This window comes from Pantoea sp. SGAir0418 (assembly GCF_043529865.1).
In genome coordinates, this window is sequence record NZ_CP027911.1 from 801,470 (window position 1) to 820,493 (window position 19,024).

Here is a 19,024-nt window from a genome sequence, read left to right on the forward strand (position 1 = left end):
GTTAAGTTTTATCGATGTTTCCCTTACGAATCACATGAGAAAAGCTGACGGTTTAACGCGCTTTCAGCCAGTGTAAGGATCGTAAAAATGCGCTGCAAATCCGACTACATTCTGATGCTGGAGCCGGTTCACGCTATTTCCGGTGAAGTGGTGGCATGGGAATTGTTGACGCGTTTCGCAGATGATGCAGATACCAATAATAAGCGTAACCCTGACAGGGATGCAGGGTTCTTCAGTCGGCTTTCTGCTGACGAAAAATGGCAGTTATTCCTCCACCAGGTCGAAAAACTTATTCAGCTTTACCATGCGGGGTTTGAGCAGGTCATCAGCGTTAATGTAGACAGAGATATTGTTTCAGGCATTTTCAAAGATGCTGAAATACAAAGAAAACTGGCCGCGCTGACGCGATTACGGCTGGAAATCTCTGCCTTCTTCACCGCACGTTTTAATAGTGCCGACCTGCTGATACTGAAAGGCGTAGCCAAAATCACGCCGGCCCCGTTATGGCTCGATGACTTTGGTCCGGGTTATTCCAACCTGACCATGCTCGATAGCGGAATATTCGACATCGTCAAGATTGATAAAAATTTTTTTTGGCAATTTGGCGAAGATCGCACTTTCGACATTCTGCTCGACCACCTCAACCAATTATGTCGCGGCGTGATTATTGAGGGCGTTGAACATCAACGTCAGGTTGATTTGCTGTCGCAAAAATCAATTTACGGCATGCAAGGCTACCACTGGAAGAGCGTCTATCTCACTGATTTGTTGGCGCAAGTCTGAAAAGAGTTCGGCAGAGCTGTTTTTCGGGCGGGCGGCAAATAACGACTCAGCGCGTTTTCACTGTGCCTCTGGCAGATGAAACCGGCCTGGAGAGGATGTGAGTAATTCATTGAATTATTCGCGAAGAATACCGGTGTCTGGCGATACCGGGCGTTTTTATGGATGCCATTAAGCTTATAACTGCGCGGGATATCGATAAAATGAACAATATCTCTGTAACGCCTAAAGGCGGAACGATTGCTACTGAAGTGAGCGGTAATCAGGTTAATTTGACTGCTCCCAGTGTGGTTAAGCTCAACCTTAACCAGGCTGATATTAAGTCTTTCACACGCAATGGTAGTGATTTAGTGGTCACCACTAAATCCGGTGAAGTCGTTGTTATTCATAAATTCTACGATGTTAACGGCGACAGCGATCTGGTGCTGCAGGACGACAAAGGCGCGCTGTGGTGGGTGGAAGATCCCGGCACAGAAGGCTTCCAGTTTGTCTCTATCGACAGCACGGAAGGGCTGTTAGCGGAAAACGTCACGGGTGACGGCACACTGACCGCCTTTGGTATCGCCGGCGCCGCGCTGGCCGGTATCGGTGCGCTGATCGCCGGTAACAACGGCGGTGGCGGTGGCGGCGGTGGGGATAACGGCGGCGGCGACAATGGCGGCGGCGGTGATACCACGGCACCGGCGGCGGTCAGCGATCTACTGATCACGGATAACGCGGGCAGCGTGCAGGGCGCTATCACGGGCGGCACCAGCACCGATGACAACACGCCTACGCTGAGCGGCACGGCTGAAGCGGGGACCATTGTCAGTATTTACGACGGCACCACGCTGCTGGGTACGGTCACCGTAGGTGCCGATGGCCGCTGGAGCTTCACGACACCTGCCCTGGGTGAAGGGCAGCACAGCCTGACGGTTACCGTCACCGATGCTGCCGGCAACACCAGTCCGGCCACCAGCCCGGTTGATTTCACTGTCGATACGCAGCCACCGGCAGTGGCCACGGACGTGTCCCTGACCAACAACAGCGGTGGCAGCAACACGCCGGTACCAAACGGATCGAGCAGCGATGATAACACGCCGACCCTGAGCGGCCGCGGTGAAGCGGGCGCTGTCGTCAGCGTTTACGATGGTCAGACGCTGCTCGGCACCGCGCTGGTGGGCGCGAACGGCAACTGGAGTTTTACCACGCCAGCGCTGAGCAATGGCAGCCACAGCCTGACCGTGACGCTGACGGACGCTGCCGGCAATGTCAGCGCTGCGTCCTCGCCGTTTGTGGTGACGATTCAGGCGGGCCTGCCGTCAACCAGCAGTTCGCTGCAAATTACCGACGATAGCGATGCCACGCTGCGCACGCTGAGCGATGGCGCCAGTACTAAAGACAGCACGCCGGTGCTGAGCGGCCTGGCGAGCGCTAACGCCGTCATCACGCTGTACAACGGCACCACGCTGCTGGGCAGTACTATTGCCGACGGCAGCGGTCAGTGGCGCTTCACTCCCGCCACGCTGGCAGATGGTACTTACGCGTTCCGCGCAGTTGCCACCGACGCCGCCGGTAACGTCACCACCTCCGTCACCCTGACGGTCACCATTGATACCGTGGCGCCCGGCGCGGCAGGCGATCTGCTGCTGACCGGTGACAGCAATGGCACCGTGACGCCGATTGCCGCCGGCGGCAGCAGCAATGACAACACGCTGTCGCTGAGCGGCACGGCAGAGGCCGGCAGCACCGTTACGGTACGCGATGGCAACGTCGTGCTCGGCACGGCTATCGTCGGCAGTAACGGCAGCTGGAGCTTCACCACGCCAGCGCTCAGCGACGGCAATCACAGCCTGACTACCACGGTAACCGACAGCGCCGGCAACACCGGTCCGGCGTCAGCGGCTATCGTGGTCACCGTCGATACCACCGCACCGGCGGCGATCGGCGATCTGCAGGTGATCGACAACGTGGGTGCCAGCCAGGGCCCGCTGACGTCGGGCGCTACCACCGATGACAACACACCTACCCTGAGCGGCAGCGGCGAAGCCGGTGCGCTGATCAGCATTTACGATGGCAGCACGCTCCTGGGCAATACCCTTGTCGGGGCCAACGGCAGCTGGAGCTTTACCACGCCAGCGCTCAGCAACGGCAGCCACAGCCTGACCGTTACGCAAACCGATGCGGCGGGCAACGTCAGCAGCGCGACCGCGGAATTTGTGGTCAATGTGGACGCTGCGCTGCCACCCGCCAGCGCCAGCATTGAGCTGGTGGGCGACAGCGGCAATACCCTCGTCTCACTGCAAAACGGCGCCGTCACCAATGACGACAGCCCGACCCTCGCCGGCCTGACCCGGGCGGGCAGCCTCGTCCGCATCTTTGACGGCGGCGATCTGCTCGGCAGCACCACCGCCGATGGCAATGGGCAGTGGAGCTTTGCCCTGAGCAACCTGAGTGAGGGCGGCCACGCGTTCAGCGCCACCATTACCGACGTTGACGGCAATGTGATTGACACCGTCACCCTGAACATTACGGTTGATACCACGCCACCGGCGGCAGCCAGCGATCTGGCACTGCTGAACGATGCCGGCAGTACCGCACAGCCGGTGACGGGCGGCAGCGCGATTAACGATGCGACACCGCTGCTGAGCGGCACGGCGGAAGCCGGCAGTATTGTCACGATTCGCGACGGCAACTCCGTTCTCGGCAGCGTCAGCGTGGGCAGTAACGGCAGCTGGAGCTTCACCACGCCAGCGCTGGGCGAGGGCAATCACAGCCTGAGCACCACGGTGACTGATGCCGCCGGCAACGTCAGCCCGGCATCAACGCCGATCGCCTTTAGCGTTGACACCACCGCGCCTGCCGCCGTCAGCGGCCTGCAGGTGACGGATAACGCGGGCAGCGCCACCGGCGCGCTGGCTTCCGGCCAGACCACCGACGATCGCACGCCAACCCTGAGCGGTTCGGCAGAAGCGGGCGCGGTGGTGCGTATCTATGACGGTACCACGCTGCTCGGTAGCGTTACCGCCGGCAGCAACGGCAGCTGGAGCTTTACGCCAGATGCGCTCACCAACGGGCAGCACAGCCTGACCACCACGGTGACTGACGCGGCCGGCAACGTCAGCCCGGCATCGCCGGTGTTCACGGTCAACATCGAGGCGGGTGTGCCGGCCACCAGCAGCCTGCTGATTGTCACCGATGATAACGGCAGCACGCTGGTCGAACTGGCCAATAACGACAGCACCACCGACAGCACGCCGATTCTCAGCGGCCAGGCCGGGGCGGGCGATCTCGTCACCCTGTACAACGGCAGCACGGTATTGGGCAGCGTGGTCGCGGGCAGCAACGGACAGTGGAGCTTCACGCCAGCGGCGCTGGCCGACGGCACCTACGCGTTCCGCGCCAGCGCCGATAACGGCAGCGGCACTGTGACGGATTCGCCGGTAATCACCATCACCATCGACACCGTCGCGCCCGCGGCACCGACAGGCATTCAGCTGACTAACGATGACGGCGATCCGCTGGGCACAGGCAGCACTAACGTCTCTGCGCCAACCCTGAGCGGCAGCGGCGAAGCCGGCGGTGTAGTGATTATCTCCGATGGCGGTACAGTGATTGGCAGCACCACGGTGGGCAACGATGGCAACTGGAGCTTCACCACGCCGCCCCTCAGCGATGGCAGCCACAGCCTGACCAGCACCGTGACCGATGCGGCCGGTAACACCGGACCGGCGTCAACACCGGTAACCGTCACCGTCGATACGCAGGCACCGGCGGCGGCAGGCAATCTGCAGCTCAGCAATGGCGACGGCACACCGGTTGCCGCGGGCGGCAGCACCAATGACACCACGCCAACCCTGAGCGGTACCGCTGAACCTGGCAGCACGGTGACCGTCAGCGATGGCGATACGGTGCTGGGCACGGCGACGGCAGGCAGCGACGGCAGCTGGAGTTTCACCCCGACCGATCCGCTGAGCGAAGGGCAACATAACCTGACGTCCACCGTTACCGACACGGCGGGCAATACCGGGCCGGGCAGTACGGCGGTGATTGTTATTGTCGATACCAGCGCACCCGCTGTGGCCAGCGAGCTGCTGCTCAGCAACGACCAGAGCGGCACACCGGTGCCGGTCAGCAATGGCCTCACCAATGACACCACGCCGGTGCTCAGTGGCCGCGCGGAACCGGGCAGCACCGTGACCATTTCCGATGGCGATACGGTACTGGGCACCGCCACCGTCGGCAATGACGGCAGCTGGAGCTTCACCGCACCGGTGCTGGCGGCGGGCGACCATAGCCTGACGGCGACGGTGACCGATACCGCTGGCAACACCAGCGAACCCTCGGCCGCCCTCAGCTTCACCATCGATACCACCACGCCAGCCGCGCCGGGCAATGTACAGCTAAGTGATGATCAGAGCGGCACGCCGGTGCTGATCACCAGCGGTGCCACTAACGACACCACGCCGGTCCTGAGCGGCAGCGGCACCGCCGGCAGCACCATCACCGTCTCGGATGGCAATACCGTGCTGGGCACTACCACGGTCAACGACGACGGCAGCTGGAGCTTCACGCCAGCCACCGCGCTGGGCGAGGGGCCGCACAGCCTGACGGCGACCGAAACCAGTCCGGCTGGCAATACCAGCGCACCTTCTGCTCCGCTGGAGGTGAACATCGATCTCACCGATCCGGCGCCCGCCGCAGACTTGCTGCTGGTTAACGATCAGGGCGCAACGCCGCTGCCGATCGCGGCGGATGGCGTCACTAATGACACCACGCCGCTGTTCAGCGGTAGCGCGGAGCCGGGCAGCCTCGTCGCGATTTACGACAATGGCAGCGTGATTGGCTCGGCGCAGGCCGATGCAAACGGCAACTGGAGCTTCACGCCGGATCCGGCACTGGAGGCGGGCACGCATAGCCTGACCACCGTTGTCACCGACACGGCGGGCAACAGCGGGCCGGTGTCTGATGCGTTTGCTTTCACAATCGATCTCACCACGCCGTCTGCCGCCGTTGATGTCGTGCTGAACAACGATAACGGCGAGACGCTGCAGCCGATCAACAGCGGCACCGCGACCAACGACACCACGCCGCAGCTGAGCGGCACCGCCGATGCCGGCAGCACCGTCACCATCCTCGATGGCAACACGGTGCTGGGCAGCGTGCTGGTGGGTGCCGGTGGCACATGGACCTATGCGGTACCGACGCTGAGCCAGGGCGAACATAGCCTGACCACGACGGTTACCAGCCCGGCGGGCAACGTTAGCGCACCGTCCGCGGCGATTGATTTTACCGTGGATACCACGGCACCGGCCGAGCCGACCGGCCTGCTGCTGGTGAACGATGAGGTTGATCCGGCCGTACCGGTGGCCTCTGGCGGGGCGACCAACGACACCACACCAGTGTTGAGCGGTAGCGCCGAGCCTGACAGCGTAGTGATCGTGCGCGACAACGGCGTGATCATCGGCTCGGCTACCGCCGGCAATGACGGCAGCTGGCGCTTCACGCCAGATACCGCCCTGGAAGCGGGCAGTCACAGCCTGACGGCCAGCGTCACCGATCCGGCAGGCAACGTCGGGCCGGAGTCCGCGCCGTACACCTTTACCGTCGATCTCACGCCACCGGCAGCGCCAGTGGACGTGGTGCTGAGCAATAACGATGGCAGCACGCTGGTGGCGATTGCCGCCAATGGCGCGACCAACGACACTACGCCGCAGCTCTCCGGCAGCGCCACGGCGGGCAGTATCATCACTGTCTACGATGGCGACAGCACGACGCCGATCGGTTCTGTGACCGTGGGCGCCGAAGGCAGCTGGCAGTTTGTTACCGGTACGCTGGACGAGGGCGATCACAGCCTGACGGTAACGGTGACTGATGCGGCGGGTAACGTCAGCGATCCTTCCGCGCCGATTAGCTTTACCGTGGATACCACGGCGCCGGACGCGGTCGTCGATCTGCTGCTGGTGAACAACAATGTCGATCCGGCCACGCCGATCGCCTCAGGCAGCAACACCAATGACAGCACGCCGCTGCTCAGCGGAACGGCGGAGCCGAACAGCACCATCATCGTCTATGACGGACAGACGCCTATCGGCACGGCGACGGCAGGTAACGACGGCGCATGGAGCTTCTCACCTGAACTGACCGATGGCTCGCACAGCCTCAGCGTGACGGTCACCGACGTCGCCGGCAATGTCAGTGCACCGAGCGCCAGTGTGGCGATCACCGTCGATACCGTAGCACCGTCGGCGGTCACCCAGCTGAGCGTCGCCAGCGACAATGGCAACGGCGATCCGGTCACCATCCCGAACGGCGGCTTAACCAGTGACAACACGCCGGTGCTGAGCGGCAGCGGCGATCCGGGCAGCCTGATTGTGATTACCTCGCAGAACGGTCCGGTGGGCAGCGTCACTGTCGGCAGCAGCGGCAGCTGGAGCTTCACGCCGGCCAGTGCGCTGAGTGACGGCAGCTACACCTTAACCGTTGTGGCGCGCGACGCGGCGGGCAACGTCAGCGCGCCGGTCACGGCACAGCTGGTGATTGACGCCACCGCCCCGAATCAGGTGACGGAGATCAGTCTCTCCAATGACAACGGCAGTGCGCTGGTGGATATTCCGTCGGGATCGACCACCAGCGATACCACGCCGTTGCTGGCGGGGGTTGCTGAGCCGGGCAGCACGGTGAACATTCTGGATAATGGCGCGCCGATTGGTACGGCGATTGCGGGCAGTGACGGCGCGTGGAGTTTCAACGTGCCAACCCTCACCAACGCGTCGCATAGCCTGACGGTGACGGTCACCGATGCGGCCGGTAACACCGGGCCGGCGTCGGCACCGATTACCTTTACCGTGGATAACCAGGCACCGGCCCAGGCCACGCTGGAAGTGAATAACGACAACGGCACCGATCTGGTACTGGTGCCCGATGGCACCTTTACCAATGACAACACGCCACGCCTGAGCGGTACGGCGGAGGCTGACAGCCTGGTGACCATTTACGATGGCAATGTGGTGCTGGGTTCGACCACCGCCAATGCGGACGGCGAATGGGTGTTCCTGTCGCCCGTGCTCACCGATGGTCAGCACACCCTGACGGCCACGGTGACGGACAGCCTCGGCAACGTCAGTGCGCCGTCTTCCAGCTTCACCGTTCAGGTTGATGCCACGCCGCCGCAGCCGGTCAGCGCCGTGCTGCTGCAGAATGACAACGATCCGGATAACCTTGTCACCATCGCCAACGGTGGCGCCACCAACGACAACACGCCGCTACTGAGCGGCAGCGGTGAGCCGGGTGGTCTCGTCAACGTGTACAACGGCAACGTGCTGGTGGGGTCGGCGACGGTGGACAGCGAAGGCAACTGGAGCCTGAACACCTTGCCGCTGGATAACGGCAGCTACACGCTGACGGTCGTCGTCAGTGACAGCGCGGGTAACGTCAGCGACCCGGTGAGCATTGGCGTGACGGTCAACACCGTCGGGCCGGATCCGGTGCTGTCGTTTGAGGTCAACGCCAATAACGGTCCGACCGCACTGCCGCTGGTGGATGGCAGCTTTACCAACGACACCACGCCGGTGCTGAGCGGAACGGCGCAGGCGGGTGCCATCATCAATCTGCTGCAGGACGATACGGTGATTGGCTCGGTGGTCGCCGATGCCAATGGCGTATGGCGCTTTGAAACCAGCGCGCTGCAGGATGGCAGCTACGCTTTCTCGGTGCAGGTGGTGGATGCCGCTGGCAACGTCAGCGAGCCGGCGGGGCCGGTGAATATCACCGTCGATACGCTGGTGCCAGACGCGGTTCCTGACCTGGTGGTCGCCGATAACGTGGGCGGCACGACGGGCCCGCTGGATGACGGCGCGTCGACCGATGACAACACGCCAACCCTGAGCGGCACGGCAGAAGCCGGCAGCACGGTGAACATCTACGATGGCACCACGCTGCTGGGCACTGCGCTGGCCGGCTCTGGCGGTGCCTGGAGCTTTACGACCGCGGCGCTCAACAACGGACCTCACAGCTTCACCGTGACCGTCACCGATGCGGCGGGCAACGTCAGTACGGCGACGCCGGCGTTCAGCCTTAACGTGCAGGCCGATCTGCCGCCAGCCACCTCGACGCTGCAAATCACTGACGACACTGGCACGACGCTGGTGACGCTGGCAGACGGTGCGGTAACCCGCGACACCACGCCAACGCTCAGCGGCTCTGCCTTAGCCGATCAAACCATACGTATCTATAACGGCATTACGGGTGAGGTAATCACCAGCGTTACGGCGGATGCTAACGGCCAGTGGAGCTATACGCCGACGCTGACTGAAGGCAGCTACGCCTACTACATCACCGCGCAAAACCCTGGCGGTGATGAGGGGACGCCATCGGCTACCCTCGGCTTCACCGTGGATATCACCGCGCCGGCGGTGGCCGCTGATGTGGTGATCAGCAACGATCGCAGCGGTACGGCGGTGCCGATTAGCGACGGCAGCGTCATCAATGACAACACGCCGGTACTCAGCGGCAGCGCCGAAGTGGGCAGCCTGGTCACAGTGTACGATGGCAACAGCGCTATCGCGTCGGTGGTGGTGGGCGCAGGGGGAAGCTGGACGCTGACCACGCCTGCATTGAGCGAAGGGGCGCACGCGCTGAGCGTGGGCGTCAGCGATGCGGCGGGTAATAGCAGTGCTCTCACCGCGGCGCTTAACTTCACTGTGGACAGCATCGCACCGAACGCCTCGACGCTGGTCATCACCAACGATGATACCGCGCAGCCGGTGCTCAACGGCGGCTACAGCAGCGATGCCACGCCAACCCTGAGCGGCGTAGCGGAAGCGGGCAGCACGGTCACCATCCTCAACAATGGTGATGTGCTGACCACGCTGACCGTGCCGTCCAGCGGCAACTGGAGCTACACGCCAGCGACCGCGCTGAGTGAAGGATCGCACACCCTGAGCGTTTCGGTGACCGATGCGGCGGGCAACGTCAGCACCAGCACCAGCGCGACGGTGATCGTTGATACCCTGGCGCCGGACGATCTGACGCTGACGGCCAGCAACAACAACGGCAGCACGCCGGTGACGATTGCTGACGGCGATACCACTAATGACAACACGCCGCTGTTACGCGGTGTGGCAGAGGCGGGCAGCGTGGTGACCATTCGCCTCGATGGCGATGTGGTGGCCTCGCTGACGGTCGGCAGCAGCGGTAACTGGAGTTACACCTCTGCGGCACTGAGCGACGGCAGCCATACCTTCAGCGTCACGGAAACGGACGCGGCGGGTAACACCGGCGAGGCGCTCAGCGTGACGCTGATCGTTGATGCGACGCCACCGCTGGTGGCCACCAACCTGACCATCACTAACGATGTGACCGGCGTCAGCATACCGGCTGGCGGCGCGACTAACGACACCACGCCAACGCTGAGCGGCAGCGCCGAGGCCAACACCACGGTTAGCGTTTATGACGGCAATACGCTGCTGGGCACGGCGCTAGTGAACGGCAGCGGCGCATGGAGCTTTGTCTCACCGACGCTGGGTAACGGCGCGCATGCGCTGAGCGTGGCGGTCACCGATGCGGCGGGCAATACCGGCCCGCGCACCACGCCGGTGACCATCACCGTCGATACCGTTGCGCCGGGCGCGGCCACGCTGGTGGTCACCAACGACGTCAGCGGTACCGTCATCCCGAATGGCGGCGTCACCAGTGATAGCACGCCGGTGCTGAGTGGCCGGGCGGAGGCGGGCAGCATCGTCACCGTGCTGGATGGCACCACGCTGGTCGGCTCCGTGCAGGTGGGCAGTGACGGCAACTGGACGCTGACGCCAGCCACGGCGCTGAGCGAAACGCTTCATACGCTCAACGTCACGGTCACCGATGCGGCCGGTAACGTCAGTGCCACCACCAGCGCCACGCTGGTGATCGACACCACACCGCCAGTGGCTATTACCGGGCTGGCAGCGGTGAACAACAACGGCAGCACGCCGGTGGCGATTGCGGCGGGTGGCGTCACTAATGACAGCACGCCACGCCTGAGCGGCACGGCGGAAGCCAACAGCATCGTGACCATCCGCGATGGTGATACGGTGCTGGGTTCGGTTACCGCGGCCAGCAACGGCAGCTGGAGCTTCGTCACTGGCACCCTGTCTGACGGTTTACACACCTTCAGCGTGACGGCCACGGATGCGGCCGGCAATACCGGTCCCGCAGCATCCCTTGCGCTGACCGTCGACACCGCGCCGCCGCTGGCGGCAACCGGACTGACGCTGACCAACGACGCCACCGGTGTGGCTATCGTCAATAACGGAGTCACCAACGACAGCACGCCGACGCTGCAGGGCACGGCGGAAGCGAACGCGATTGTCACGGTTTACGATGGCAACACGCTGCTCGGAACGGTGCAGGCTAACGCCAGCGGCAGCTGGAGCTTCGTCTCGCCGACGCTGAGCAATGCCGCCCATGCGCTGAGCGTGACGGTGACCGACAGCGCGGGCAACGTCAGTCCCCGTTCCGAGGTGATTAACCTCACCGTGGATACGGTGGCGCCAGCTAACACCAGTCTCACCATTATTAATGATGCGACCGGTGCCACCATCGTCAACGGCGGCGCGACCAACGACACCACGCCAACGCTGCGCGGTAGCGTCAGCGCGGCGGAGGCCGGGGCACGCGTCACCATTCTGGACAACGGTCTGGCACTGGGCACGGCGATTGTGCAGGCGGACGGCAGCTGGAGCTTCACGCCACTGGCGGCGCTGAGCGCCGGGCCGCACCCGATCACGGTGACGGTAACGGATGCGGCAGGTAACGTCAGCGGCACCACTGCGGCCACGGTGATCATCGATACCACGGCACCGGCGGCCATCACCAATCTGCTGGCGCTCAACAACAATGGCAGCACGGCGGTGACCATTCCGAATAATGGCGTCACCAACGACAGCACGCCGCTGCTGAGCGGCAACGGCGAGGCGGGCGCGCGCATCACGGTGTACGACGGCACCACATTGCTGGGCAGCACCACGGTGGGCAGCAACGGCAGCTGGAGCTTCGTGGTGGGCAACGCGCTGAGCAACGGCAGCCACACGCTGAACGTGACGCAGACCGACCCGGCGGGCAACGTCAGCCCGCAGGTGTCGACCACGCTGATCGTCGACACCGTGGTGCCGGTTGCCAGTACGCTGACCATCATTGATGACATCAGCGGTACGCCGGTGACGCTGGCGAACGGCGCCTTTACGCGCGATACCACGCCAACGCTGCGCGGCACCACGGAAGCAGGTGCTGTGGTCACCATCTACGACGGTGCCAGCGCCATTGGTTCTGTGACCGCGGGGAGTGATGGCAGCTGGAGCTTCACCACCGCCACGCTGGCGAACGGCGCGCACACGCTGAGCACCACGGTGACCGATGCGGCGGGTAACGTCAGCACCGGCAACATCACGGCGACGGTGAACGTCGATACCCTGCCTCCGGCGGCGGTAAGCGGGCTGGCGATCAACAGCGCCGGTACCCTTGTCACCGGTAGCGGTGAAGTGGGGGCCACGGTGACGGTGCGCGATGCCAGCGGCAACGCGCTCGGCACCACCACGGTCGGCAGCGGCGGCAACTGGTCGGTGACGCTCACCACCGCGCAGATCACCGGTGCGCCGCTCTCGGTGATCCAGACGGATCGCGCCGGTAACGTCTCGCCGGGGGCCTCGCTGACCGGTGCGATTCGCATCGTGGCGACTAACGACAGCAACGAGGTGGATTACACCAGCACGCAGGCAACGGTGAACAACGGTACGGTCAACTCGTCGCATACCGCGCTGCTGACCGTGGGGCTGGGTACGGTGCTCAATGCCAGCGTGCTGAACAACGGTAATGCTTACCTGTTCAGCGTGGGTAACGATGACAGCCGTACCGTGACGCTCAACGGTTCGGTAACCAGCCTCGGCGTGGCCGCCAACTATTCGTTAAACCTGTACGAACAGCAGGCGAACGGCTCGTGGCAGTTGATCAGTATCAAGACCAACTACATTAACGCGCTGCTGACGATCGGTACGCTGAAAGGGGCAAACGTCACCTATACCGGACTGGGGACCGGCAACTATGCGGTGGTGGTCGCAGCCACCACCAACATTAGTGTGTTGCCAACCACCACGGTAAGTACGGTGTCGGATTTCACCACGCTGGCGGTCACCACCGCCGCGACGGTCACCGGTAACCTGCTGACCAACGACACCAGCTCGATCGCCGGGACGATTCCGTCCGGCACGGCGGTGGCGTCGGTGGGCAGCAGCGCGGTGGCGTCCAGCGGCAATACGGTGATCAACACCACCTACGGTACGCTGACCATTGATGCGAAGGGTAACTACACCTACACGCTTAAGGCCGGGCTGGATATCGATACCCTGCCATCCGCAGACACCTTCACCTACTCGGTGCGGGATGCCAGCGGTGCAGTGACCTCGGCGACGCTGACGGTGACGCTGCATAACGGTGCGGCCACCGCGCTGTTCGCCACCACCAGTCTGGCGGCGGAAACCACCACCAGCAGCGAGCATGATGCCAGCGGCAGCATCTGGGGAGACAGCAATGTCAGCCACAGCGGCACGCTGAGCATCCTCAATGAGCACGGCGATCTCACCACCGTGAGCAGCGTGGGCAGCACGGCGGTGGCCGGGGACTTTGGTGTGCTGACCATCGCCGCCAACGGTAGCTATACCTATACCCTGAACGCGGATGTGAATATCCAGAACATCACGCATAAGGAGGTGTTTACCTACACCCTGGCGTCGTCCGACGGCACCATCACCAGCAACACCTTTACCATTGAGCTTCACCCGACCATCACGGGCAGCGCCGCGGCTGACAGCCTCACCAGCAGCGCCTACGACGACACCATTACCAGCGGTGCCGGCGCAGATACGCTGGTTTACCACCTGCTGAGCAGCGCAGATGCCACCGGCGGCAACGGTCACGACACCTGGACCGACTTTAACGTCGCGCAGGGTGACAAGATCGATGTCAGTAGTCTGCTGATCGGCTGGAATGATTCCACCAGTAATATCAATGACTTTGTGAAAGTGGATCATACCGCGGATGGCAATACGGTGTTGTCGATTGACCGTGACGGCAGCGGGACGGGGTACAGCAGTACGCAGCTGATTACCCTGGAAGGCGTAAACGTCTCACTGGAGGAGTTGCTGCAGCAACCGCATCAAAACCACACGGCTTAGTGGGTGTAACGCAGGGAAGCATAACGGGCACAGGGAGGTGCCCCTTTCTCTCTTTTACTGGTGAACAATCGATGGATCTGATGCAATCAGGCGCAACAACTCGCCGTACCTGTAAGCTCAGCGCCCTGTGTGCTGGCATTGTGTTTTTTCACAGTTCTCATCTTATGGCTGCCAGTGATGCCGTGACGCAGGCGGGGCGCATAACCTCAGCCGGTCTGGCGCAGCAGCAGGATCTTCCCTCCTTAACCGGTCAGGTGGCCGAACCCGCGCTGGCTAACGTGCCGGATACCTTAACCCTTAACCAGGCCGTACAGCGCGCCATCCAGTGGCATCCGGACATCGCACAGGCGATTGGCAAAATGCTGGAGCAGGCCAGCCAGGTCGATGTGGCGCAGGCCAAATACTATCCGCAAATCAGCGCCGGCATGAACAACGGCTACAGCAACGCCTACAGCGAGAAAGGCTTCAGCCCGTCATTTGTGCTGTCGGTTTCGCAGATGCTGTATGACTTTGGCAAAGTCAGCAGTTCGGTGCGCTCCGCCGAAGCCGGCGTGGCGCAGGAGCAGGCCAGCGTGCTGGTGAGTATTGATACCGTCGCGCACGACACCGCCGCCGCGCTGGTACAGGTGCAGGGCTATCAGCAGCTGGTGAAGATCGCCCAGGATCAGCTGACTGCGCTGAGTAAGATTGGCGATCTGGCGCGTCAGCGCAATGAAGAGGGGGCGGCATCGCTTTCGGACGCCACCCAGACCGATGCGCGTATCGAAGGGGCGCGCACCACGCTGACCCAGTATCAGGCCAGCCTCAACCGCTGGCGTGCCACGCTGGCCAGCTATCTCGGCTGGCCACTGGTGAAGAAGGTCAGCGATGCGTTTCCGCCCAGCCTGACGCGCGCCTGCGCGGTGGGCAAAGCTGACGATAAAACCAATCCGGCGGTGCTGGCGGCGTGGGCGCAGGCGCGGCAGGCGCAGGCCAAACTGGATAATGCCAACGCGCAGAATTTACCCACCATTTCGCTGGAACCGCAGGTCACGCATTACCTCAACAATCACTACTCCGGCAGCGAAACGCTCGACCGCACTCAGTATTCCGCGTTCGTCAAAGTTGAGATGCCGCTGTATCAGGGCGGCGGCATTACCGCGGCGCGCGATGCGGCGGCCAGCGCGCTGCAGGCGGCCAATGCGGCGGTGAACTCGGCGCGTCTCAAAGCGCAGCAGCAGCTCAGCGAATCGCAAACCGAAGCGCTGAGCCTGTCGCAGAGTCTGGCGATCATGTCGCGTCAGCAGACGCTGGGCGAAAAGACGCAGCAGCTTTATCAGGACCAGTATCTGCAGCTCGGCACCCGTCCGCTGCTGGACGTGCTCAACGCCGAACAGGAAGTGTTTCAGACGCGCTTCGCCATGCAGCAAACCATCAGTCAGTTACGTTCACTGCAGCTCGACTGCTTATACAGCACCGGGCAGATGCGGTCAGCGTTTGCGCTAAATAACCAGCGCATCCAGTCCGTGGAGATCCAGCCATGACGCAATTACAGATTCCGGACGCACCCAATGGCAATCCCGCCAGCGCCGCCGGTGGCGAGGTGCCGCTGCACGGCTGGGCCACCGCCATTATTCTCATCGCTACCCATTATCGTCTGCCGTGCTCGCCGGGCATGATCATGGCTGCCAGCGAATGGCAGGGCAAACAGTCACGTGATAAAGCGCTGCGCCATCTGGCGCGTCAGGCCGGGCTGTCGCTGCAGCTGTATGAAGAGCATCAGTGGGAGATCAGCAGCTGGCGCTTGCCGCTGGCGGTGGAACTGAGCGACGGCCAGGTCGGCGTCATCACCAGCTTTGATGGCGATGACACGGTGCGCGTGCACCTGGCCGGCGATGAACAACCGGCGCCGATCGCGCTGAACACGCTGCTGCCGCAGATCCGCTACGCCGCGGCGCTGCGTCCGGTGACCGCCGCCAAAGATAGCCGTGTCGATCGCTATCTCGCCACGGTCAGGCCCGACTGGCTGCGCCGTCTGGTGCTGCATGACATGCGTCCTTACGGCTACGTGATGCTGGGATCGTTCCTGATCAACCTGCTGGCGCTGGTCGGCATCATCTTCTCGATGCAGGTGTACGATCGGGTGATCCCGGCGCAGTCGTACCCCACGCTGTACGTGCTGTATATCGGGGTGATTCTCTCGGTGGTGTTCACCTATATTCTGCGCGTCGGTCGCGATCACGTCACCGATCTGCTCGGCAAGCGCGCCGATATGCGCGTCTCCGATCGCGTGTTCGGCCACGCGCTGCGGCTGCGTAACAGCGCGGTGCCGCGATCGACCGGCACCTTTATCTCGCAGCTGCGCGAGCTGGAAGCGGTGCGCGAAATGGTGACGTCGACCACGGTGACGGCGATCGTCGATATGCCGTTCTTCCTGCTGTTTATGCTGGTGATGGCGATCATCGCACCGCAGCTGGCGTGGATCGCGCCGGTGGCGGTGCTGCTGATGATCCTGCCCGGCGTGCTGAGCCAGAAAAAACTGGCGAAGCTGGCGCAGCAAAACCTGAAAGAGTCGACGCTGCGCAACGCGGTACTGGTGGAGAGCGTACAGGGGCTGGAAGATATCAAGCTGATGCAGGCGGAGGATCGCTTTCTGCAGCAGTGGAACAGCTATATCCGCATCACCGCGCAGTCGGGCGTCGAGATGCGCAAAGTGATGCATGCGCTGATCAGCTGGGGCGTCACCATTCAGGGGCTGGTGTACGCCAGCGTGATCGTGGTCGGTGCGCCGATGGTGATCAACGGCGATATCACCACCGGGGCGATTGTCGCCGCGTCGCTGCTGTCTTCGCGCATGATTGCGCCAATGGCGACGCTGTGTGGCGTGCTGGCGCGCTGGCAGCAGGTAAAAGCGGCGAAGAGCAGCCTCGATGCGCTGATGAATCTGCCGGTGGAGAACAGTAAAGACGAAACGCGCATTCACTGTCCGGTGCTGTTTGGCCACTATCAGTTCACCGATGCCATGTTCCGCTACTACAGCGATTCGCTGACGGTGGCGCTGCGCATCAAGACGCTGACCATCAAGCCGGGTGAGCGCATCGCCGTGCTGGGGCGCAACGGCTCTGGCAAATCCACGCTGCTGCAGGCGATGGCCGGCGGCATGGATCTGGTGGGCGGCGAGCTGCGGCTGGACAACCTCAGCCTGCCGCATATTGATGTCGCGGACGTGCGGCGCAACGTCGGGCTGCTGACGCAGAACGCGCGGCTGTTCCACGGTACGCTGCGGGAAAACCTCACCATGGGCGCGGCGCACGCCACCGACGAGGCGATTTTTGCCGCGCTGACGGTCAGTGGCGGGGCCGATTTTATTCGCCGTCTGCCGCTCGGGCTTGATCATCCGGTAATGGAGGGGGGCGTCGGGCTGTCCGGCGGCCAGCGCCAGTCGCTGCTGCTGGCGCGCATGCTGCTGCGCGATCCTAATATCGTGTTGCTGGATGAGCCGACCGCTTCGCTCGACGATCATACCGAGAAGGATTTTATTGAGAGACTGGGCGCCTGGCTGAATGGCCGCACGTTGATCGTGGCGACGCACCGCGCGGCGATTCTGTCGCTGGTGGATCGCATACTGGTGCTGAAAGAGGGGCAACTGGTAATGGACAGCCCGAAAGAGAACGCGCTGCCGGCACCGCGCGCCAGCGGAGCGGCGGGGGAGGGACAGCCATGATGAAACAATTGCCGGCAAAACTGCGGCTGGTGACCGCCGCGGAAGTGGATTCGTCCGACGATCTGCTCGGTGAACTGAAATCGGAAAGCCACTACACCGGCGCAGTGCGGCTGATCGTCATCAGCACCGCGCTGATCGTGGTGGCGCTGGTGTGGGCGTGGTTTGGCATGCTGGATGAGGTCTCAACCGGCACCGGGAAGGTGATCCCCAGTTCGCGCGAGCAGGTGCTGCAGTCGCTGGAGGGCGGCATTCTCACGGAACTGTATGTGCATGAGGGCGATCGCGTGCAGGCCGGGCAGATCGTGGCGAAACTGGATGCCACACGCTCGCAGTCCAGCGTCGGCGAGAGCGCGGCGCGCTACCGGGCCGCGCTGGCAGCGGCCTCGCGCCTGCGTGCGGAAGTGAACGATGATCCGCTCACGTTTCCCGCCGAGCTGAAGGGCTACCCGGATCTTATCGCGGCGGAAACCCGGCTGTATAACACTAAACGCGCCCAGCTCAATGATGCAACCCGGCAGTTTAAGGAGTCGCTGGCGCTGGCTAATCGCGAACTGGCGATCACCCAGCGGCTGGCGAAAACCGGTGCCGCCAGCAGCGTGGAAGTGCTGCGCTTACAGCGCGATAAGTCCGACCTTGAGCTGAAACTTACCGATATGCGCTCGCAGTATTATGTGCAGGCGCGCGAAGAGCTGGCGAAGGCCAGCGCCGAAGCCGACAGCCTGGCGCAGGTGATTAAAGGACGCGAAGATACCGTAACGCGTCTGACCATCCGCGCGCCGATGCGCGGCATCGTGAAAAACATCAAAGTCTCGACGGTGGGCGGGGTGATTCCGCCCAACGGTGAGTTGATGAACATCGTACCGATGAACGATCGACTGCTGATTGAAGCGCGCCTGTCGCCGCGCGATATTGCTTTTATCCATCCGGGCCAGCGCGCGGTGGTAAAAATCTCCGCTTACGATTACGCCATCTACGGCGGCCTGAACGGCGTGGTGGAAAGCATTTCGCCGGATACCATCCAGGACGAAGTCAAACCGGAGATTTACTACTATCGCGTATTTATTCGTACTGATAACGACTATGTGCAGAACAAGGCTGGCCGGCGTTTTGCCATCAGTCCGGGCATGGTGTCCACCGTGGATATCAAAACCGGCGAGAAGAGCATCATGGATTATCTGGTCAAACCGTTTAACAAGGCCAAAGAGGCGATGCGCGAGCGCTAATTGCGATGCGCGGCAATCTCGGCGATAATCACGCCCATCAATCCCTTCCTCGTCGGGCCTAACGACGCGGAGGGGATTTTTTTCATCTATACCTTAACTGGCTAACCGATTTAAGGATTTAAGAGGACTCG

General features: G+C 62.7%; 5 protein-coding genes. All 5 read left to right on the forward strand.

The window, feature by feature from the left end; all coding sequences use genetic code 11:
- Nucleotides 1-87 precede the first annotated feature (87 nt).
- Nucleotides 88-783, forward strand: coding sequence for an EAL domain-containing protein (locus tag C1N84_RS03655; protein ID WP_058757107.1), 696 nt, complete (start codon nucleotides 88-90; stop codon nucleotides 781-783).
- A 200-nt stretch (nucleotides 784-983) separates the two neighbouring features.
- The gene (locus C1N84_RS03660; RefSeq protein WP_264442023.1) at nucleotides 984-13,967 is read left to right on the forward strand and encodes an Ig-like domain-containing protein; all 12,984 of its coding nucleotides are present in this window, start codon (nucleotides 984-986) and stop codon (nucleotides 13,965-13,967) included.
- Between the two features lie 71 nt (nucleotides 13,968-14,038).
- Nucleotides 14,039-15,490, forward strand: a complete 1,452-nt coding sequence (locus tag C1N84_RS03665) for a TolC family outer membrane protein (protein WP_166710981.1) — start codon at nucleotides 14,039-14,041, stop codon at nucleotides 15,488-15,490.
- Nucleotides 15,487-17,670: a type I secretion system permease/ATPase gene (locus C1N84_RS03670; RefSeq protein ID WP_262264577.1), complete on the forward strand. Its 2,184-nt coding sequence runs from the start codon at nucleotides 15,487-15,489 to the stop codon at nucleotides 17,668-17,670. Before C1N84_RS03665 ends, C1N84_RS03670 begins: the two co-directional genes overlap by 4 nt.
- Nucleotides 17,670-18,893: an HlyD family type I secretion periplasmic adaptor subunit gene (locus tag C1N84_RS03675; protein ID WP_369974314.1), complete on the forward strand. Its 1,224-nt coding sequence runs from the start codon at nucleotides 17,670-17,672 to the stop codon at nucleotides 18,891-18,893. Before C1N84_RS03670 ends, C1N84_RS03675 begins: the two co-directional genes overlap by 1 nt.
- Nucleotides 18,894-19,024: the final 131 nt, after the last annotated feature.

Coding starts and splice junctions, on each gene's coding strand:
- C1N84_RS03655 (WP_058757107.1), top strand. CDS start 88: ATGCGCTGCAAATCCGACTACATTCTGATGCTGGAGCCGGTTCACGCT.
- C1N84_RS03660 (WP_264442023.1), top strand. CDS start 984: ATGAACAATATCTCTGTAACGCCTAAAGGCGGAACGATTGCTACTGAA.
- C1N84_RS03665 (WP_166710981.1), top strand. CDS start 14,039: ATGGATCTGATGCAATCAGGCGCAACAACTCGCCGTACCTGTAAGCTC.
- C1N84_RS03670 (WP_262264577.1), top strand. CDS start 15,487: ATGACGCAATTACAGATTCCGGACGCACCCAATGGCAATCCCGCCAGC.
- C1N84_RS03675 (WP_369974314.1), top strand. CDS start 17,670: ATGAAACAATTGCCGGCAAAACTGCGGCTGGTGACCGCCGCGGAAGTG.